Source organism: Methylobacterium sp. Leaf93 (genome assembly GCF_001422345.1).
Lineage (GTDB): Bacteria > Pseudomonadota > Alphaproteobacteria > Rhizobiales > Beijerinckiaceae > Methylobacterium > Methylobacterium bullatum.
Map to the genome: position 1 here is coordinate 167,467 of NZ_LMMS01000030.1, position 20,377 is coordinate 187,843.

The 20,377-nt window shown below is 65.9% G+C and carries 15 protein-coding genes; 8 read left to right on the top strand and 7 right to left on the bottom strand.

Annotated elements, in window-relative coordinates:
• Positions 1-34: 34 nt before the first annotated feature.
• Complete coding sequence (locus ASF26_RS20755; RefSeq protein WP_056258762.1) at positions 35-2,413, bottom strand: aminomethyltransferase family protein; 2,379 nt, start codon at positions 2,411-2,413, stop codon at positions 35-37.
• Positions 2,414-2,779: 366 nt separating this feature from the next.
• Positions 2,780-4,135, bottom strand: a complete 1,356-nt coding sequence (locus ASF26_RS20760) for an NAD(P)/FAD-dependent oxidoreductase (protein WP_056258766.1) — start codon at positions 4,133-4,135, stop codon at positions 2,780-2,782.
• A gap of 597 nt (positions 4,136-4,732) precedes the next feature.
• On the opposite strand from ASF26_RS20760, the gene ASF26_RS20765 reads away from it, so the two are divergent.
• Positions 4,733-5,791, top strand: a complete 1,059-nt coding sequence (locus tag ASF26_RS20765; protein WP_056258769.1) for a LuxR C-terminal-related transcriptional regulator — start codon at positions 4,733-4,735, stop codon at positions 5,789-5,791.
• A 331-nt stretch (positions 5,792-6,122) separates the two neighbouring features.
• On the opposite strand, the gene ASF26_RS20770 is transcribed toward ASF26_RS20765, so the two are convergent.
• Positions 6,123-7,256, bottom strand: a complete 1,134-nt coding sequence (locus ASF26_RS20770) for an aminomethyltransferase family protein (RefSeq protein ID WP_056258773.1) — start codon at positions 7,254-7,256, stop codon at positions 6,123-6,125.
• Between the two features lie 200 nt (positions 7,257-7,456).
• Positions 7,457-9,208: an APC family permease gene (locus ASF26_RS20775; RefSeq protein ID WP_056258776.1), complete on the bottom strand. Its 1,752-nt coding sequence runs from the start codon at positions 9,206-9,208 to the stop codon at positions 7,457-7,459.
• A gap of 991 nt (positions 9,209-10,199) precedes the next feature.
• Between ASF26_RS20775 and ASF26_RS20780 the strand changes: the two genes are divergently transcribed.
• The 3 genes from ASF26_RS20780 (at position 10,200) to ASF26_RS20790 (ending at position 12,870) form a co-directional block, all read left to right on the top strand.
• Positions 10,200-10,769, top strand: a complete 570-nt coding sequence (locus ASF26_RS20780) for a dimethylamine monooxygenase subunit DmmA family protein (RefSeq protein WP_056258779.1) — start codon at positions 10,200-10,202, stop codon at positions 10,767-10,769.
• Complete coding sequence (locus tag ASF26_RS20785; RefSeq protein ID WP_056258783.1) at positions 10,766-11,719, top strand: PDR/VanB family oxidoreductase; 954 nt, start codon at positions 10,766-10,768, stop codon at positions 11,717-11,719. Before ASF26_RS20780 ends, ASF26_RS20785 begins: the two co-directional genes overlap by 4 nt.
• 92 nt (positions 11,720-11,811) lie before the next feature.
• Entirely contained in the window at positions 11,812-12,870 is a 1,059-nt protein-coding gene (locus tag ASF26_RS20790) for a DUF3445 domain-containing protein (RefSeq protein WP_056258786.1), read from the top strand.
• Between the two features lie 251 nt (positions 12,871-13,121).
• Here ASF26_RS20790 and ASF26_RS20795 read toward each other — a convergent pair whose 3' ends face one another.
• Positions 13,122-14,000 carry an SDR family oxidoreductase gene (locus ASF26_RS20795; protein WP_056258789.1) on the bottom strand — a complete coding sequence of 293 codons (879 nt, stop codon included), beginning with the start codon at positions 13,998-14,000 and terminating at the stop codon, positions 13,122-13,124.
• 211 nt (positions 14,001-14,211) lie between these two features.
• On the opposite strand from ASF26_RS20795, the gene ASF26_RS20800 reads away from it, so the two are divergent.
• A complete protein-coding gene (locus ASF26_RS20800) occupies positions 14,212-15,219 on the top strand; it encodes a LysR family transcriptional regulator (RefSeq protein ID WP_056258792.1) in 1,008 nt (335 codons plus the stop codon).
• Positions 15,220-15,436: 217 nt separating this feature from the next.
• On the opposite strand, the gene ASF26_RS20805 is transcribed toward ASF26_RS20800, so the two are convergent.
• Positions 15,437-16,339 carry a LysR family transcriptional regulator gene (locus ASF26_RS20805; RefSeq protein ID WP_056258795.1) on the bottom strand — a complete coding sequence of 301 codons (903 nt, stop codon included), beginning with the start codon at positions 16,337-16,339 and terminating at the stop codon, positions 15,437-15,439.
• A 102-nt stretch (positions 16,340-16,441) separates the two neighbouring features.
• On the opposite strand from ASF26_RS20805, the gene ASF26_RS20810 reads away from it, so the two are divergent.
• From ASF26_RS20810 to ASF26_RS20820, 3 genes are all read left to right on the top strand, one after another.
• On the top strand, positions 16,442-17,542 hold the full coding sequence (locus ASF26_RS20810) for an NADH:flavin oxidoreductase (RefSeq protein ID WP_056258800.1): 1,101 nt from the start codon (positions 16,442-16,444) through the stop codon (positions 17,540-17,542).
• A gap of 74 nt (positions 17,543-17,616) precedes the next feature.
• The gene (locus ASF26_RS20815; RefSeq protein ID WP_056258804.1) at positions 17,617-18,243 is read left to right on the top strand and encodes a DsbA family protein; all 627 of its coding nucleotides are present in this window, start codon (positions 17,617-17,619) and stop codon (positions 18,241-18,243) included.
• A 151-nt stretch (positions 18,244-18,394) separates the two neighbouring features.
• Positions 18,395-19,039 (top strand): hypothetical protein, encoded by a 645-nt coding sequence (locus ASF26_RS20820; RefSeq protein ID WP_056258806.1) that lies wholly within the window; start codon positions 18,395-18,397, stop codon positions 19,037-19,039.
• 270 nt (positions 19,040-19,309) lie between these two features.
• Here ASF26_RS20820 and ASF26_RS20825 read toward each other — a convergent pair whose 3' ends face one another.
• Complete coding sequence (locus tag ASF26_RS20825; protein WP_056258809.1) at positions 19,310-20,209, bottom strand: LysR family transcriptional regulator; 900 nt, start codon at positions 20,207-20,209, stop codon at positions 19,310-19,312.
• Positions 20,210-20,377: the final 168 nt, after the last annotated feature.

Genomic DNA, 20,377 nt, shown 5'->3' on the forward strand with positions numbered 1-20,377 from the left:
CGGCATCTCCGGAAGGCCCCGCCGCGCTCTTCGCTCAAGCGGGGATGCAGGCCGTTGCCACGCTCTCCGGCGAGGACTCGGCGAGGCCGGCCTGTCCCTGATCGCCGCGTGCGGGCGATTCCGCCCGGACGCGGGTCTTCTTGGGATCGAAATGGGGAAACGCCACGATCGTCGCGGAAAGCCGCTTCTGATGGCCGTCGAGCTTGCCGATCTCCACCGGCCGGCCGAGTTCCGCCGCGGAGACGTCGAGGCGCGCCAGGGCGATGGTCTTGCCGAGGATCGGTGATTTCGTGGCGCTGGTGACGATGCCCACCTGGGTGCGGCCGTCATAGACCGGATCGCCGTGCCCGACGGGTTCGTTGCCCGCGACGTCGAGGCCGACCATCCGCTTGTGCGGGTTGTCCCGCCGCCGCGCCACGGCCTCCGATCCGATATACGCGTCCGGCTTGTCCTTTGGCACCGTGAAGCCGATGCCCGCCTCGAACGGGTCGGTCTGGTCGCAGAAATCGTATCCGGCGAAGACGAGGCCGGCCTCGATCCGCAACATGTCGAGGGCGGCGAGCCCCATCGGCGTGAGACCCTCCGGCTCGCCGGCCGTCATGATCGAGTCCCAGATCGCGGTCGCCTGACTCGGGTGGCACCAGACCTCGTAGCCGAGTTCGCCGGTATAGCCGGTCCGCGACACTAGGACCGGCACGCCGTCGATGCGCCCGACGGTGAACCGGAACCATTTCAACTCGTCGACGGTGGGTTCCTGGGGCGGGCTGACCACGAGGCCGGACAGGATCGCCCGCGATCTCGGCCCCTGGACGGAGACGTTGTGGAGCTGGTCGGTGGAGCTCTTCACCCAGACCTTGAGCTTGTGGTCTACGGCGAGCTTGCGCAGCCAGACACCGGAATACTCGTCTCCGCAGATCCAGCGGAAGTTGTTCTGGCCGAGACGGAACAGCGTGCCATCGTCGATCATCCCGCCATGTGGGTTGCACATGGCGGTATAGACGATCTGATTGACGGCGAGCTTGCGCACGTTGCGCGTCACCGCCAGCTGCATCAGGTCCTCGGCATCGGGCCCGATCACCTCGAACTTGCGCAGCACCGAGAGGTCCATGATCGTGGCCCGCTCGCGGCAGGCCCAGTATTCCTCCAGCGGGCCGGCTGCGTTGAAGCAGGTCGGCACCCAGAACCCGCGATAATCCTCCATCTTGCGTGTCAGGGCGGCGGTGCGCGGGTGAAACCCGGATTCGCGGGTGAGGCGCGGTTCGGCATCGGGGGTCATGCGGTGGCTCATACCCTTGGAGAAAGCGCTTTCGGAATCATACACCCGAACGTGAATGTCGGTGGGGAACCAGCCATTGGCGGGATCGATGTCGTCGGCGCAGGACGAGGTGGCGCAGACGAGGTCGGTCAGCGCCCGCAGGAGGACGTAATCGCCCGGGCGTGACCAGGGCTCGTCCATGGTGATCGTATCGTCCGGCCCGGCGGCGGTGTTGTAGAAGAAGTTGATCGCCGGCCAGCCTTTCTTGGGCCGGACTCCATGCGGGCGCAGCACCGCGTTGAAGTTGTCGGTGCAGTTCGAGTGGCCGGGATATCCCATATCCTCGTAATACTTGGCCGAGCAGGCGAGCATGAACGTGTCGTGGCGCCCGACCGTGTCCTGGACGATCTCCACCAGGGGGACCATGCGCGCGTCGAAATACTTCGACAGCAGGCCGGGCTTCGGCGCCGTCGATCCCATCAGGGTATGCGTGGTGGTGGCGTCGAGGCCGTATTCGTCACCCGCTTCGAGGGCGACGGCATCGAAGGCGAGGAAATCCGCGCATTGGCGCCCGTCCACGTCGATGATCTGGATGTACTGACCGGCCTTGACGGAGAAAGCCTCGGCGGTGGCGGCCTTGACGCGCAGGTCGAGGAGGGGCGGAGCCAGCGGCGGCGGTGCCCTCCCTTCGAGGGATGTGGCGGGCTCGATCTCCACCCGCAGATCGGTCGGCGGATCCTGCGCGTCCGGTGCCATCGGGCCGCCGGGAATGACGAGAACGCAGACGGAATTCGCCGCCGCCGTGGTGTGGAAGCTCGATCCCGGCAGGGATTCCGCATGGAAGAGCGCATGGGCTTCGAGATCGGACGGCGCGATGCCGCGCGCCGCGAGGGCGGCCTCCACCGATCGACCGCCTGCCCCGTCTCCTCGTGTCCGCAGGGTATCCAAGAGGGGCGGGGCGCCCGGTGTCGCCTCTCCGAACGCGCCGGGGCTGGCATAGAGCCGGGCGGGCTGGCGCCCCTCCGGATCGACGATGCGCAGGCGATCCCCGGCCTCGACCTCGAAGAAGGCAGAAGCCCCTCCCCGTGCCGAGAACGAGAGCGTGCGCGGCGACGTTGCCCCCCACGTGCCCTCGGGCTGCATCCAGATCTGGTTCATGTGTCTACCCAGGGTGAAGGGGTCGCAACGGATCCGGGCCGACGCGCCCCGCTCGAGGCCGTCATCGCCATCGGAGGCCGCTGCCCGGTGAGGCCGGGGAACGGCGTGATTCCAACACGGTTACGCGCGAAGAGCCTGCTTGATCGGATTTCACAGCGGATGCTCATGCCAAAGTAAATCGGCTGCCAAAGTCGATCATCCAGGCCGACCTCCTCATCCTGAGGTGCCCGCGTCAGCGGGCCTCGAAGGAGGCCTCCAGTTGTCGCGCGATCCCTGGAACCCTCCTTCCAGGCCGCTACGCGGCACCTCAGGATGAGGTCAAGTCTTGGATAAACACCTCAAACAGGCTCCAATACAGCTCCGCGCTCATTCCGCGGCTTGGGGCAGACCCATGAAGGCCTGGAGCGAATCGTCCATCGCCTTCATCCATGTGGTGTGATGGGCCGGCGACAATGTTCCGGTGATGGTCGAGCGGTAGGAACGGTCGCGATAGGTGAGGATGCCCTCCATCTTGTGGTGCTCCCACTCCTTGAACAGCTCGGCGACCTTGTCCACGTCGAGATGCGGATAGTCGGTCGCCGCCAGGAGTTCGCGGACGTATTCCGTCTGGAAGTCGATCGCTTCGAACGGGTTGGTGAGCGTGTCCTGATAGGCCAGCCATTTGGCGATGTCGGCTTCCTGCTCCTCCGGACCCGGCAGCGCGAGCTTGCCCATCATGTAGTCGCGGGCATACCAGGCCTGGGCGTCGAACATGTTGAAGGTATAATACTGGTCCTGCATCCCGAGATAGATCAGGTTCGGGTTGGACTGCCAGAAGATGCCCTTGTAGATCCCCGCCGGGTAGAGGCAGTTATGGGATTTCAGCCGCAGGTCGTCCGGCAGGAACGGATAGGTGTGCTTGTAGCCCGTACAGAAGATGATCGCGTCGACCTCGGTATCGCTGCCGTCCTTGAAATAGGCCGTGTTGCCGACGAGCTTCTCCAGAAGCGGCCTCTCCTCGAACCCCGCCGGCCAGTCGAAGCCCATCGGCTTGGTGCGGTAGCTGAAGGTGATCGACGTGGCGCCGTACTTGATGCATTGCGTGCCGATATCCTCCGCCGAGTAGCTCGCACCGATCATCAGCAGGCGCTTGCCGGCGAACTCGTCGGCGACGCGGAAATCGTGCGCGTGCATCACGCGGCCGGGGAAGAATTCGAGCCCCTCGAAGCTCGGAACGTTGGGCACCGAGAAGTGACCGTTGGCCACCACGACGTAGTCGAAGTCCTCGACCTGGTGCTGGTCCTTGATCAGGTCCTTCGCCGTCACGGTGAACCGGCCGGTCTCCTCCGAATAGCTCACCCAGCGGACGGGGGTGCAGAAACGGATGTACTTGCGCACGTCGCTGCGCGCGACGCGGCCGGCGATGTAATCATGCAGCACGGCGCGCGGCGGATAGGACGGGATCGGCCGGCCGAAATGCTCCTCGAAGGAGTAATCCGCGAATTCGAGGCACTCCTTCGGGCCGTTCGACCAGAGGTAGCGATACATGCTGCTGTGGACCGGCTCGCCGTTCTCGTCGAGGCCGGTGCGCCACGAGTAGTTCCACTGGCCGCCCCAATCGGATTGCTTCTCGAAACAGACGAGCTCGGGGATTTCCTCGCCCGCGCGCCGCGCCGCCTCGAAAGCGCGTAGCTGGGCGAGGCCGCTCGGACCCGCGCCGATAATCGCAACCCGCTTCTTCATGATCAGATCCCCGTTCTATGTCTCGTGAGCCGGGCGGTCCGGGTCTCCCGATGGCGGGTTCCCGATCGGTGCCGGACGCCCGCCAAAGACCATTCTCCCCCGAGGATAGATCCGGCGAGGGCGAAACCTTGTCGGAACATTCCTGCTGAGAAAATTTATACGCCTCCGAGAAATAGCAGTGCAATAGTGACTGTTGGCACTACTGTCGTCGCTCAGTTGTGCATTGCAAACAAAAAGGGGGTTACTGTTAAGCGAGAACCGTGCCAGGTAGCCTTCCAGTCGAACCGGGCGGCACGTCCCAGACGTCCGGCGCGGGCCTATCTCTTTCCCGGTGGGACGACGATGCTCACACATCTCGCGGGCCGCTTGGGTCGCCTCTCCTTTCAGGAGAGGGAGTTTCGGTGCGCCTCATTTCGAACCTGCTTCGATAGAGCGAAAAACCGTTGAGCAGATGTGTGGACCCAGTCGCTTGCGGAGCGAGGGATCGTCCTTGTCTAACGTGAGTGAGCTTGGGACGGGACGCGGGTCGGCTTAACGTGCCCGAAACCGGGCGCCTCGACGACGCGCCTGTTTCATGGGGAATGGCACCGTTTCAGGATGACTGACGAACCGATCCGGAGCGGACCCGATCCGCTGGCCACCGCCGAATGGTACAGCCGGTTGGGCGACGTCGCCGCATCCATCGGAACCGAGCGCTTTCACCGAAATCTGCTGTCCCTGTTCGCCCTCTGCGTGGAAAGCGATTCGGGGTGGATCATCCGGTACTCGCGCGTGGCCCCGCCCGACGTGCTCTACACGACGGGGGTTCCGAGCGAGATCGTGGATTTCTACAACAAGAAGTGCCTTCGCATCGATCCCTTCTCCCTCTACTGGAAGAACGGCGGCGAGCCGGGCATCCTGACCCTGTCGGAGATCGGGAACAGCAGCCCGGAATCGATTCTCTACAGCAAGATATTCAGGCCGGCCGCGAACATTTCCGACGAACTCGGCATGTTCTTCTCGACGGTGGGGCATTGCTGCTTCGGGTTATTCCTCGAACGCGAGCGCGGAGTCTTCTCGCAGGAGGACATCCGGCGGGCCAAGCTGGTCTTTCCCGCCCTGGAGGGATGCCACAGGAGCCATCTCGGCCATCTGTTCAGCAACCTGCGCTACACCGACGGGACGCAGGCGGAAGGGCTGCTCAACCGGCCGACCCTGATCCGCGACCGGCACGACGTGGAGGTGTTCGCCAACGAATCCTGGAAGCGGGCCGTCCAGTCGGATGCCTCGATCCTGCCGATGCTCGAGACCCTGGCGCCGTCGGACGCCATCCGGACGGTCCATGCGCGCGATCACGTGATCACATCGGAGGTCTTCGACCGGGACTTCGCCCTGGCGCCGGGTGGCCGGATCTTCATGCTCGGGCCGAAGCCCGCGCCGCAGGACGAATCGGTGGGCTACCGGGCGGCGGCGGAGGTGCTGGTGGCGTTGACCCCGCGGGAGCGGGACATCCTGACCCTGACGATGAAAGGTCAGGCCACGGGCCAGATCGCGCAGAGTCTGGGGATCGGCAAGGGCACCGTCAAGAACTGCAAGATCCGCATCTACCGGAAGGCGGAGGTCACCTCCGAGCGCGATCTCATCAAGAAGTTCAGCCCGTTCTTCCCCTCGGCCTGAGGAAGAATTGCGAACCTGCTCGGAGCCTGTTCGAGTTTGTTCTCCAAGGCTTCACCTCATCCTGAGGTGCCGCGCAGCGGCCTCGAAGGAGTCTTCCAGGAATTGCGCGATGACTGGAGGGCTCCTTCGAGGCCCTTTGCTTATGCAAAGGGCACCTCAGGATGAGGTGGTCGGATTGGATGATCGAGCTTTGCAGGTGATGTATCTTTGCATGAACATCCGCTGACAAACCCGATCGAAAAAGCTCTTGGGCGAAGCCGGCATCATGCGGGAACGGCTCGGGTGGGGATCCTCGCCCGGGCCGCCCGTTTCACGCGGACGCCGCCCGGTATCAGGCTGTCCGTTCGTCGGCCGGATGGGTGCGCAGGCGCATCGGGTCGTAGAAGGGCGTCCGCACCACGTTGGCGACCAGCGGGCCGGTCTCGGTTTGGACCTCGACCTCCGTGCCGAGGGCGGAGAGTTCCGGAGGCAGGTGGGCGAGGCCGAGGGACTTCATCAGGTGTCGGCTGTAGGTGGTGCTGTTAACGGTGCCGACCTCGATTCCGTCCTTGAAGATCTTGGTACCCGGCGTCACCGCCTCATGGTGCAGGATCTCGAGGCCGACTTGGCTGAAACGCTCGGTGCCCCTCCGCGCCAGCAGGGCGGCCTTGCCGCGAAAATCCGGCTTGTCGAGGTCGACGGTCCAGGCCAAGCCCATTTCCCACGGGGTGGTGTCGGGCTTCGGCATGTCGAAGGGGAAGAACAGCAGGCCGCCCTCCACGCGCACGATGTCGAGGCAGTCCCAGGAGGCCGCCACGATGCCGAAGGGTTCGCCCGCCTGCATGATCGCGTCCCAGAGGGCGACGGCGTCCTTGGCGGCGCAGAACACCTCGTAGCCGCGCTCGGCCGAGTAGCCGCCCCGCGCCAGGGACACGTCGCGGCCGAACAGCGTCGTGCGGACATGCTCGAAATACTTCAGCGTCGGCAGGTCGAAGGGCGTGTGCGGCGCGAGGATGGCGAGCGCCAGCGGTCCCTGCAGCGACAGGATGTGGACGTCGTCGTCGCGGGCCGCTTCCACGGCGCGGCCTTCGGTGAATTCGGGAAGAACGTCTTCGAGGCTGCCGCCGCCATGCGAGACGCGGAAGGCCTGCGGCCCGTCGCGGTAGACCAGCACGTCGTCGATCAGTGAGCCGTTCTCGTCGACGATGTTGCTGATGGCGGACTTGCCCTGCGCGATCTTGCCGACGTCGCTGGTGAGCATCGCGTTCAGCATCGCTTCCGCGTCCGGACCGGAGACGTTGACGATGCGAAGGCCGGAGACGTCGAACAGGCCCGCCCGCGAGCGGACGATGGTGGTCTCCTCGTAGCGGTCGGTGCTGTAGGATTGGGGGATGGGCATCCCGTTCCACTCGGCGTCGAGTGTCGAGCCCAGGGCCAGGTGGCGTTCGTTGAGGGCCGACTGGCGGGGAAGGTCTTTGTAGGTCATGGCGGCTGTCCCTTAGAGCGCTCCCCGCCGAAGTGGATGCCGGTTCGGCGAAAAAGAGCGCGGCAAAACAAAGGCCTAGAGATGTGCCCCGACCCAACGTGGTCGGGCGCAGCTCTAGCGTTCCGTTTTTTGATTGGGCGGGATCCTGTCTCGTCCCGCGGGCGGGCTGCCGGGGCGAACCGCCCGGCAGCCTGGTTCGATCAGAGCTGGAAGAACCAGTTCGAGAGGAGGAGCACGACGACGCCGGCGGCCAGCGTCAGGTAGGGCAGGATTCCCGCCCGGCGGCGGCTCACCGCACCGTCGGGGCCGACATGCAGGTCCTCGTACATCTCGGCCGGGAACTTGCCGCCGTCCTGGACATAGTGGCGGTAGCAGAAGACCGGGATGATCAGGGCGGCGGTGATCAGGCCGGCCCAGAGGGCGATCGGGTTCCAGACCTTCGCGCCCGCGCCCATGAAGATCACGTTCACGAAGGCGAAGACGCCGCCGAGCACCAAGACGAAGGTCGGTGCGCGGTAGGGGCGCGGGATATGCGCCGAGTCGATGCGGTGGATCCAGGCCGAGTTGAGGTTGAGGAAGTTGAAGATGATGTAGCCGCAATTCGACACAGCCAGGATGAAGAAGAAACTCGTCGCATCGGCACAGGCGATCGCCAGGATCGCGAGGTTGAAGACGAGATCGGTCCACATCGCCCGCGTCGGGGCGCCATGCTCGTTCACATGGCTGAGGTAGCGCGGCAGCCAGCCGTCGGCCGAGCCCTGGTAGAGGGTGCGCGAGGACCCCGCCATCGCCGTCATGATGCAGAGCACGAGGGCCAGGATCATCAGCATGACGAGGAAGTTCTCGACGATGGGACCGCCGCCGACCATGTGCGCCAGTGCTGCCGCCACGCCGGACCCATCGACAATGGAGGCCTCCAGCATCCCCTCGACGCCCAGCATGCTCTGGAAGGTGAAGGGCACGAGGGTGAACAGCAGGAGGCAGAGCAGGCCCGAATAGAAGATCGCCTTGAACGTATCCTTGGAGGGATCACGGAACTCGCTGGTGTAGCAGATCGCCGTCTCGAACCCGTAGGTCGACCAGGCCGCGATGAACATGCTGCCGAGGACCAGCGTCCAGCCCGTGATGTTCCAGGCACCCGGCGCGGGAGCGGCCGGTGCCGCGAGGGGGACGAGGGGGGAGAAGTTCTCCCAGTTCACGCCGTGGATCAGCAGCGGAACCACGCCGACGATGAACATCGGGATGATGACGAGGAGACCGATATACTTCTGGACGTTCGCCGTTCCGAGAATACCACGGTGCTGCACGGCGAAGACCGCGAGCATCAGCGCGGCGCCGATGAAGAAGGCCAGGTTGAGGGAGAGCGAGACCGGGCCGAGGGTGGTGGTGAACAGGGTCCAGGTGCGGATGCCGGGCGCCACGGCCGCGATGGCCGCCGTCACCTTGTCGGCATCAGCCATCTGCAGGGCGGCACCGTTGGTGGCGAGCCATTGCACCACCGCCGGTGACGTGGCTGTCGGCTGCGGCGCCACCGCGTTGATGATGTAGGAGGCCGCGATGGAACAGCCGAGGGACAGGACCGGCGACCAGGCGAACCAGTTGCACCAGACCGAGAGGGGCGCCACCAGCTTGGTGTAGCGGACCCAGGCCGCGGCCCCGTAGACCGACGCGCCCCCCGACTTGTTCGGGAACAGGCCGGCGATCTCCGCATAGGTGAAGGACTGGATGAAGCCCATGATCATGGAGAGCGTCCAGATCAGGAAGGCGAGCTTGCCCGTATTGCCGGCAATGCCGCCCACAGAGAACAGGACGAGGGCGGGAACGCCGCTCGCGACCCAGAACGCGCCCGTCCAGTTGATGCTGCGATGCAGCTTGCCGTCTTCGACCGCCCCGGTGGCGGGGGACGTGAAGCCCGCCACGGGCTTTGCCGAGGATGCCAGTCCGGTGCTCATGATTCAGATCTCCATTGGTGGTATCGAGGGTTCGGCCCGGATCGACCCGTGCCCTCGCCGAAGGTGTGATCCCGGGGCGATGCGGTCCCGCGCGGTCCCGACGGGGTCGAGGAGCACCCGGAGCATCGTCTGTGTCGAGGCGCCGCTCCCCCAAGGTGGACCGGCGCCGCAGAAGGTTTTCCGAAGGATGTTTCGAGTGTCCCTCACGAAACTCCCGCCGCACCGGCGTGCCCAGAGCGAGGAACGGTGGAGACCGGACGTTTCTCAAGGAACTCTAATCTAGGGATGTGCTTGCCGAGGTATCGTCAACGACATGGATATCTCCCGTCCTTGCGGAGACGGTCACACGAAGTCTTTCGGGATAGCCGGGGCGCCGCGACCGCCGGTGCGCACCTGTCACGGGAGTCCGACACATCACGTCAGTGGAAGACTGCCGGTCAAACTCCTGAAATTCTCTACAGGAATAATCATTTCTCTTCGGTTGAGCCGCTGTCAAGCGCTATTGCGGCTCCCCCTCGAGCGAACAGTGGAATTGCATCGAAATTTTTCAGGAGATTTGATTTTCGGGCAGATGTGACCAGCAAATAGGCAGGGATGTTTGCCGATCGCGGGCATGACGAGAGATCGGTCCGCGACGAGCCTTCTCGATTCGAGCGGATCATCGACATGGCCTCTCGCTTTCGTGCGCGCGCCCTGCGACCCTGCGCATCTCGCACGGGATGTGCGGACCATGACGGCGGCGGGTGCCGAAACGATCGTCCGCCGCCCATCGAACCGGCATCCGACCCATTGGCCGAGACTCCTTGGCCGGGACTTCGGTCGAAAACGGCGATTGACATTGTTGTTCTCTTGGAGAAAATGAAATTCTCTTAAGGAACCGGATCGCCGTGCAAGCAAGACGGGGCCGGTTTTGTCGACGGGACCGAATTCGTCCCCTGGTTCGGCGCAGTCCGCTCCGGCCGCCGCCCCGCCCATTGTCGAGTCGAGGTCGATGTCAGATCAGTCCATCAAGAGCCGACCGGTCTATCAATCGCTGGCGATGGATCTGTCCGGGTTGCGCCACTTATTGGTGTCGGATTCGCCCGCCTACCTCTTCGAGGCCCCGCCCGACAGGGAGGTGGAGGTCTGGTTCGTCGCAGGCCCCGACCAGGAGGGCCGGATCCCACCCGTCGGGACCGTTCACGAACGAGGGTTCCGTTCGCCGAGGCACCTCATCGATCGCCTCGACCATCGCCTCTCGCAGGAGCGCATGGGTCTGCGGCTCTACGTGAGCGGGACCGAGGACTTCTTGTGGGATGTCTTCAACACGGCGCAGCGCGCGGGGATGACCAAGCAGGAGATCTTCCAGTGCCATTCCGGCACGCGGGCGCGGCGCGTGGCCTGCGTCCATTGCCGGACCTTCAATCACGGCGTGACGACCACCATCGTCCGATGCGACGGCTGCGGCGCCAACCTGTTCGTGCGGGATCATTTCTCGCGGCGCCTGTCGGCCTTCATGGGGGTCAAGATCGATGCCGAAGTCGCCGGCGAAGTCCCTCCGGCAGAGCAGGCCTATTCATGATCCTCGACGGCAAGCTGTCGGCGCGCGTCGCCGAGATCGAACTCCTGAACCCGACGCTGAAGCGGTTCCGCTTCGTTCCCGAGACTGGCGGGGTGTTTCCCACATCGCCGCCGGGGGCGCATGTCCTCGTCACCCTGCGGGGGCCGGACCGGGTCTGGCAGAACGCCTATTCGCTGGTGACGCCGCCCGACCAGCGCGATCACTACGCGATCGTCGTCCGCCGGGTTCCGGACTCGCGCGGCGGCTCCCACTTCCTGCACGACAGGCTCGAGATCGGTGACGCCGTCGAGCTGAGCGCGCCGGCCAGCCTGTTCCCGATCGCGTCGCTCGCCCGCAAGCACATCCTGATCGCCGGCGGCATCGGCCTGACGCCGTTCCTGTCCTACCGGCCGGTCCTGGCGTCGCGCGGCGCCGCCTACGAACTGCATCAGTTCTGCGCGCCCGACGAGGTCGAGACCTTCCGGACCCTGCTCGGTGACGATGCGGCGGGCGTCCACGTCCATGGCGTCGGACGGGGGGAGCGGCCGGATCTCGCCGCCCTCCTCGCCGATCAGCCGCTGGGAACCCATGTCTATACCTGCGGGCCTCAGGGCCTGATGGACGCGGTGGAGGAGACGGCGCGCGGCCTCGGCTGGACGCCGCACGCGATCCACCGCGAGAGTTTCGGCGGGGACAAGGGCGGCGAGCCGTTCACCGTCACCCTGGCGCGGTCCGGCCGGTCGATCGCGGTCGGGGCGTCGCAGACCCTGCTCGAAGCGCTGGAGGGCGAAGGCATCGAGGCTCCCTGCCTCTGCCGGGGGGGCGCCTGCGGCGTCTGCCTCCTGCCCCTCGTGGACGGCATCCCCGATCACCGGGATCACGTCCTGTCCGATGCGGAGAAGGCGGAGGGTCGACTCATCGCGACCTGCGTCTCCCGGGCCAGATCCGAGACCCTGGTGCTCGATTTTTAGGACCGGACGACCGCGCGGCGGCGGGCATCCGCCGAACGCACCGATGCCGGCCATGTGCCGGGATCGGCGCCGCTTGGTAAAGGGAAGCTGAGATGGGTATTCAGTTCAAGACCGACGAGACGTTCCGGGACGACTTCTCCTACCGGAACAGCGACGCGGCGGTGCTCCGCTTTCCGTTTCCGTTCGGCGAAGACCGATACATGTATTCGGTCAACATCGAGCCGCATGTGAAAGCGGGCACCTCGCCGGTCTTCGAACACGCCTTCGACGTGGACGAACATTACGTCGCCGAATGTAGGGAGCGCGCGATCGTCCTCGATCACGACCCGAAGCGATGCCAGGTGCTGCCGCACATGATGCCGGCGCAATGGGACACGCTCGAACTCCTGATGGAGAGCCTGTCGGCGGATTATCCCGAGCATTTCAGCCTGACGCGGGACGGCACCGCCTGGCACTGGATCAACCGCCCCCTGGGCCTCGACCAGCGCTTCGTTTTCGGCGACGCGTCCACCCTCCCCTGGGAGCCGTTCGAGTACATCACCCGGCAGGCCCAGGGGGACTTCACCCTGCAGGACCATCGGGACGACAACCTCTACGTCGATGGCGGCATGGTCACCACGCAGGCGGATTGGTCGCTGGAATTCGATATCGGGATGAGCTTCCACGAGTGGCACGGGCCGGTGCCGCTGGCGCACGAGATCGGGGTGTTCGACCGGGCGCTGCAATATCTCCTGCGCCTGCAGTACGGGCATCCCGTCCGCCGGCTGAACTGGACGATGACGATCAACCCGCGCCTCGACACGTCGCCCGAGAACTATCCCGATTGGGGGCCGGACCGCACCACCGTGACCCCGGAGAACATCGCGGGCAAGCTCCACCTGCGCGTGGAGTTGCAGACCCTGTTCCGCCTGCCGCGCTCCAACGCGATCCTGTTTGGGATCCGCTGCTACCTGATCAGCCTGCAGGACATCGAGCGGGTGGAGAAGTGGCGCAAGCGCCTCCACCGCGTCCTGGCGAGCCTCCCGCCCGAACTCGTCGAGTACAAGGGCCTGACCCGGTTCCACGGCATGGCGGTGTCGCGCCTGGCCGCCCTGGACGACGGGGCGCCCCTGTCCCTCGGCATCCAGCCGGACCAGGCCCGCCTCGAATAAGACCTCCCTCATCCTGAGGTACCTTTGCTCGAGCAAAGGGTCTCGAAGGAGCCCTCCAGTGATCGCGCGATCCCTAGAGCTGTGCCCGACCACGTTGGGTCGGGACACAGCTCTAGGCCTTTGACTGCCGCGCTCTTTTTCGCCGAATCGGCATCCACTTCGGCGGAGAACGCTCTAGGGGGCTCCTTCGAGGCCGCTAAGCGGCACCTCAGGATGAGGTAAGTCCTTGGAAAGACGCCTTAAACAGGATTTTAGATCATGTGCGCCATGCCCATGGCCCTGAGCACGTCGTTCTGAATGGGAGCGACCGCCTCGTTGATGCGCGCGACGCCGAAATCCATGCCCTCGGGCATCACGACCGTGCGCAGGGGACGCCGCTCCGTTGCCTCGACCAGCCCTGCGATCGCATCGGCGACCCGTTGCGGGCGCGGCGGATGGGCGGGATCGTAGGGCTGCTCGGCATGGGCCTTGATCTGACCCGGGATCGCCGCGACCTCGCCATAAGAGGTCAGGACCCCCGCATCGGACGGTTCGGGGCTCGACGAGATGAGGTTGCTCGGGAACTGGCCCGGCTCGACGATGACCGAATCGATCCCGAAGCCGCCGAGCTCGTAGCGATAGGTCTCCGCCAGTGCCTCGAGCGCGAACTTGCTCGCGGCATAGACACCGAAGAAGGGAATGACGAAGCGCCCCATCAACGACGTGATCTGCACGAGAAGTCCGCTGCCGGCGGCGCGCATGTGCGGCAGGACGGCCCGATTGGTGCGAAAGGCCCCGAAGACATTGACCGCGAACAGCCGTTCGACATCGGCGATCGTATAGGCTTCCGTCACACCGATCGGCATCAGGCCGGCGTTGTTGACCAGAACGTCGATTCTGCCGTGCTCGGCAATGACGTGAGCGATGGCGGCCTCGACCGACTCGTCGCTGGCCACATCCATTTCGAGAACCTGCAGCGGAGTCCCGTCCGCCTTCGCGGCGTCGATCAATTCGCTCCGGACCGCGCTGTTCCGGCCCTCGACGTCCCGCATGGTCGCGATGACGGTATGACCTCGCCTTGCGAGTTCCAGGACCGTTAGCTTCCCAAAACCACTGCTCGCGCCGGTCACGACAACGACTTTACCGCTCATCACTCAACCCTTCCGATTGTCGTCCCAGCCGTACCTTCGGTCAGGAACCGCGTCGGCTGCCCATGGGGCGGAGCCGTTCCTGTCCGGGCCGCGCTGTACGCCCGCCACTCCTCTAGCGTAGATTGCCATTCGGCTTTAGACCCAGCTATTCGCTTCTTTGTTGCCTGTAGCGCTACAATCCCGTGGCAGGCCGTGTAGGACCGGGCGACCGATGCGTGACAAGTTCGATGGCGTGCAGATCTTCGTGGAGGCGGTGGAGGCCGGAGGGTTCGCGCGGGCGGCCGACCGACTGTCCCTGTCACGCTCCGCCGTCGGCAAGGCCGTGGCGCGCCTCGAAGAGCGGCTCGGCGTGCGGCTGTTCCAGCGGACCACGCGAACGCAGAGCCTGACGGAAGCCGGGCAGCAATTCTACGAACATTGCCTGCGCGCCGTCGCGGAATTGCGGACCGGCGAGGCGCTCCTCGAATCCGGCCGCCAGGAGGTGGCGGGGCGATTGCGGATCTCGATGCCGGTTCTCCTCGGCCGGCGCTGTGCGGCGCCGATCCTGATCGACTACGCCAAGGCGCATCCGAAGCTGGAACTCGAGTTGAACTTCAGCGACCGGGTCATCGACCTGATCGCCGACGGCTTCGATCTCGGCTTGCGCTTCGGCGCGCTCGGCAACAACAGCTCCCTGCGTGCCCGGCGGCTGGTGACGGAACGCATGGTGCTGTGCGCTGCCCCGTCCTACCTCGACGCACGCGGACGCCCGGAGGAGCTCGCGGATCTGGCCGGGCACGACGCGCTCGCCTATGCGCGCGGCGACCGCGGCTATGTCTGGCGCCTGCCGGATGCCGGCGGCGTTCTCGTCCCCGTTTCCCCCCATGCCAGGCTTCGGTTCGACGACGTCGAAGTCATCCTGGCCGCCGCCAAGGCCGGGCTCGGCCTCTGCTGGCTCGCGCATTGGCTGATCCGCGACAGCCTGCAGGCGGGCGAACTCGTCCAACTCTGGGCGGACCGTCCCTACGCCACCATGGATTGCTACGCCGTCTGGCCCGCGGCACGGTATCTGCCGCTGCGGTCGCGCCTCGCCATCGACGCGCTCGCCAGCCGGATGCCGAGGGACGACATCCTCCATCGCAAATCGCGCAACAGCGACGCGGGGGACGCCGATGCAGATGGCGGAGAAGCCCTCACCGGTGACCTCGCCGCCATCGGCGTCGAACACGGCGGTCGATGAAGCGGCGTTTCGAGCCGGTGGTGGAGGACAAGCCGGTGCGCATCCACCCGATCGTCGGGCAACTCGTCGAGCGGAGCTCATGTTGAAAATCGGACGCTTGGTACCCATCCCTTTCGTCCGAGAAGGGTGGGAAGCGGTAGTTCGCTTGTCGTGAGACGAACGTCCGGATTGCGGGCGAAAGCGGACTATCCGGGTTACCGTACTTGATCGCCATGATCTATCGCGCCTGAGCCGGGAGAGACACGGTCAGGGCAGACTTGAGCCCGTCGATGAACCGACGCACCCGCGCCGGCATGTGCTGCCGCGTTGGAAGCACGGCCCATATCGCCAACTGTTCGGGCTCGGCGTCCGTCAGGGCGACGGTCCTGAGGATGCCGTCAGCTAAGTCCTGCGCCACGTCCCAGTAGGTCAGCAACGCGAGCCCCGCGCCGGCGACGCAGGCAGCGTGTACCGTATCGACGCTGCTGGCGGCCAGTCTGCCCTTGATCCGCCTAGCAACTGGATGCCGATCCTGGCGGAACGTCCAGGCGTCCATCGCATGCAGCGTCAGGCAGGCGTGCGCGTCGAGGTCCGCAAGACGCTTGGGGCACCCGTGCGCCGCGATGTAGGCCGGCGCGGCACACAGGATGCGTGGGTTGTCCGCCACGTGCACGGCGACCAACTCGGAGGATTGCATGGTCGCCACCCTGATCGCCACGTCGAGCCCGGCGGCCACGATGTCGACGATCCCGTCCGAGAAGGTCAGGTCCACGTGGAGGCGCGGGTTCTCGGCCATTAGCCGCACGACCAGGGGCACGACGAGGGCCCGGCCGATGCGATGGGGCGCAGTCACGCGCAGGACCCCGCTCAAGCCCTCGTGCTGTTCGGAGAAGGCGGCCGTCGCAGCCTCGCGCGCCTCCAACATCGTCTGAGCGAGCGGCAGGAACGTCTCGCCGTCCGCCGTAAGAGCGACGGAGCGCGTGGTGCGATGGATCAGGCGGACACCGAGTTCCTGCTCCAGCGCCGCCAAGCGCCGACTGACTGCCATTGGCGACAGGCCCTCCTGACGCCCGGCGGCCGAAAGGCTGCCGGTCGCGACGATGGCGCGGAACAGGGCCACATCGGAGAGGTCCACCGGCATATCACTGCACGATAAGATGCTTATCGTCCATCCCGGCTACTGACCCCTCCATCGGCCAGATACCTTCGATCGCAAGAGAAGGTGCTGAACCGGAGGCGAACCATGAGCGCGAATGCCAACAGTCTTTTCACGGCTACCGATATAAACGGGGTCTCGCTGAGAAACCGCTGGGCGGTCGCCCCGATGACCCGCGTGAGCGCGTCCGAGGACGGCACCGCCAACGACACGATGGCCCGCTACTACGAGCGCTTCGCCCGCGGCGGCTTCGGCCTCGTGATCACCGAGGGCCTCTACACGGATCGGGCTTTCGCCCAGGGCTACCTCCACCAGCCCGGGCTCACCGATGCGGCCCAGGCCGAGGCTTGGCGACCGGTGGTGGACGCCGTGCACCGGCACGGCGCACGCTTCGTCGCGCAGCTGATGCATGCGGGTGCGATCAGCCAGGGTAACCGCTTTCGCGAGGCGGCCGTCGGCCCCTCGGCCGTGCAGCCCAAGGGCCATCAGATGGAGTTCTACCGCGGCGTGGGCCCGTATCCGATGCCTGCGGCCATCACCGAAGAGCAGATCGCCGATGCCATCGAGGGCTTCGCCGCCTCCGCGGCACGGGCGGTCGCGGCCGGGTTCGACGGCGTCGAGATCCACGGCGCGAACGGCTACCTCATCGACCAGTTCCTGACCGACTACGCCAACCAGCGCAGCGACCGGTGGGGCGGCGACACGCGTCGGCGCACCACGCTCGTGCGCGCCGTATTCGAGGCCGTCCGGGCCCGGGTCGGGGCCGACGTGCCGATCGGCGTGCGGATCTCACAGGGCAAGGTCAACGACTTCACACACAAGTGGGCAGGCCGCAATCAGGACGCCGAGGCCATCTTCGGCACCCTCGCCGAGATCGGGGCCAGCTACATCCACGTCACCGAGCATCGGGTGTGGGAGCCCGCTTTCGAGGGCGGACGCGACAGCCTTGTCGCCCTGGCCCGCCGCTACGCCCCCCATGTCCGGTTGATCGCCAACGGCGGCGTCACCGATGCGGCACGGGCGCAGGAGGTCATGGCTGCGGGTGCAGATATCGTGGCGCTCGGCAAGGCCGCGCTCGCCAACCCGGACTTCCCGAACCGCGTCCGGGCCGAGGAAGAGGTCGCCGCGTTCGACCCCGCCATCCTTGGGCCGATCGCCAACATCAAGCCGAGCGAGCTGGCCGCCTGAGAAGCACTCGGCGCCGGGCGCCATCGTGTCGAAAAACACCCCGAGCCGACCGAGATGAACGTGGAGCATGAACCATGAGGGATGACGTTGGCACGGCGACCGTGAAGCCGGCCCGCACGAAGATCCGCGTGTGGATCGACTTCGTCTGTCCGTACTGCCTCCTCGGGGAGCAACTCATCCAGGCCGCCATCGATGGGCTAGATGTTGACGTCGTCTGGATGCCGTTCGAGTTGCGCCCCTACCCGACACCGACGCTGCGCCCCGAGGACGACTACCTGCCCGCGGCTTGGAAACAGGGCGTCTACCCCGCCGCTGAACGGTTGGGGGTCCCGATGCGCCTTCCGACCATCTCGCCGCAGCCGTACACCCGCAAGGCGTTCCTGGGCCTCCAGTATGCCGTCGAGCATGGACAGGGCGATGCCTACGTCGACGCAGTCCTGCGCGCCTTCTTCCAGGATGACCGCGACATCGGCGACACCGACGTTCTCAAGGCGATCTTCCACGGGTTTGGCCTCGATCCTGAAGCCCTCGGTTGGGTGATCGCGTCGCCGCTCTGCGGGGAGCGCCACGACGCGGCGCTGCGGCAGGCACAGGAGGCCGGCATCCGCGCCGTCCCCTCGGTCGCGGTCGGTAACCGGCTGTTCTCAGGCATGCCAAAGCCCGAAGATCTGCGAGCCGAAATTCTACGCCACACCTCGTAGGTCCGCTTTCCGGCAGCTGCGGATGTCAGGGCTCATCCTTTTCGAGGTCCGAGTAGGGTCGAAAGCGGACCTTAGCCTTCCGGCCCGAAGCGGATGTTCCGCCTCCGACGCTGCCCCCTTTGAACAGCCCGATCAGGATGACGCGCGTTCGATGACGACACTCCTCACTGTGCTGAAAAGTGGCGGTCGCTACGACGCGGCTTGGGTCGAGCGCTTGGCACGAGGCGTTCGCCGCCACGCTCCGTCTTTCGACCGCATCCTCTGCCTCACCGACCTTCCCATTGAGGTGGCCGGTGTAGAGCGGGTGCCGCTGCGGCACGACTGGCCAGCCTGGTGGGCGAAGATGGAAGCGTTCCGCCCAGGCCTGACCCGAGGGCCGTCGCTGCTCTGCGACCTCGATACCGTCTTCACCGGTCCGGCGGAGGCTTTGGCCGAGCCGGGCCTCGCCGCGATGGAGGATTACTTCCACAAGGGACGGCTCTCCAGTGCCCTGCTACGCTGGGACGGCGATGAGCTGGGTTTTCTCTACACGACCTTCGCGGCCGAGCCCGCGCGGTGGATGACGCCGGGCTCCTGCGGTTCAGTCCCGAACGCCGTGCATGGCGATCAGGTCGTCATCGACCACCTCGTGCGTCGGGAGGGCCTGCATCTCGACTTCCTCCAGTGCCGTTACCCGAATCTTCTCGATTTCTACGATCCGCGCCGGTCCGATCACGGCCCCGTCGTCATTTTCATTGGGGATGCGAAGCCGGACACTGCAACAGGTCCAGTCCGGGCAGCATGGGCGGAGACATAATTAAACGCGGAAACGTCCTGCCATCCTCCCCGTCTCCGGTTGTGCCGCGTCTGCTTTCGATAAGCCTCCGTCGTCATGCGGCTTGGCGAAAATCTACCGAAGCCCTTCGTCTGGCACTGTATCATCAAAAGCCCGAGAGCGGACGTTCCCAGGGTCGACACCGGACGGACCCGACGGTCTCGGATCGTCTGGGTCCGACTGGCGGTCCCGCTTCCAAAGGCGCGCGGTCGCGCAGACCCTACCGCGAACGGAGACCGGCCCCGGCGCCGGTCACGCACGGGCTTCGGTGAGGTCGTCCCAGAGCCGGTCGGCCGCATCGTTGCGGCAGTCGAGGGAGCGGAACAGCCTGATGTCGATGGGGATGTCGAACCGGTCCGGACCGGCGCGCACCAGCCTGCCGCGCGCCTGATCTTCGGCCGCCAGCGTCTGCGGCAGCCAGGCGATGCCGTGTCCGTTCCGCGCCATCGTCATGAGCGTCGCCGCGAGGTGTGAGGTGAGCGCTGTGGCCGAATGGGCCGGCTCGCGATCCGGGAAGGCCGCGATGATGCGCCCGAGCCCCGAGGCCTGGCTGTATCTCAGATAGGGCAGAGGCGCCTCCGGCGTTCCCGGCAGCGACCATGTCGGCCCTCCGTCCGAGGTGGGGGCGCAGAGGGGAACCAGCAGGTCGTCGCCCAGGGACAGGCTCGGAAACCGTTCCGATTCGAAGCGCGTCCGCGCATCCGGGTGATGGTGGCACAGCAGGAAGTGGACCTCGCCGGCGAGCATGATGGCTTCGCAGGCCTCCATGCTGTCGGAGATCAGGTTGAGGGTGCCCAGCGTCTGATGGTGCATCAGGCCGCGGATCCAGTTCGGAAAGAACGTGAACGACAGGGCGTGGGTCGCCGCGATGGAGAGCGTCGCCGTATCCCGGGCACCCACCTCCCGCGCGTCGCGTCGTGCCCGCTCCAGGCTGCGCATCATGTCCTGGGCCGCCGGCTGGAAAGCGAGCCCGGCCGGCGTGAGCACCGCCCCCTGCGGACCACGGGCGAACAGGGGCGTGCCGACCCAATCCTCGAGGGCACGGATGCGCCGGCTGAAGGCCGGCTGCGTCACGCTCCGCGCCTCGGCCGCGCGTGAGAACGTCTTCTGCTCCGCCAGCGCGAGGAAGTCCTTCAGCCAGTCCAGATCCATCGATCAGCCAGTGTCCGTCAGCCCGTCCAGCCCGATGCCGACCGCGCATAGCGCGCACCGAACATGGCATTGGCCGAGCGACGGTGTCCAGGCGTAAGGACGACATCAAGCCCCGCAAGAGGGATCACTAATCAAGCTGCCCGCTAAGTGGCAGATCAGGAGGAAACA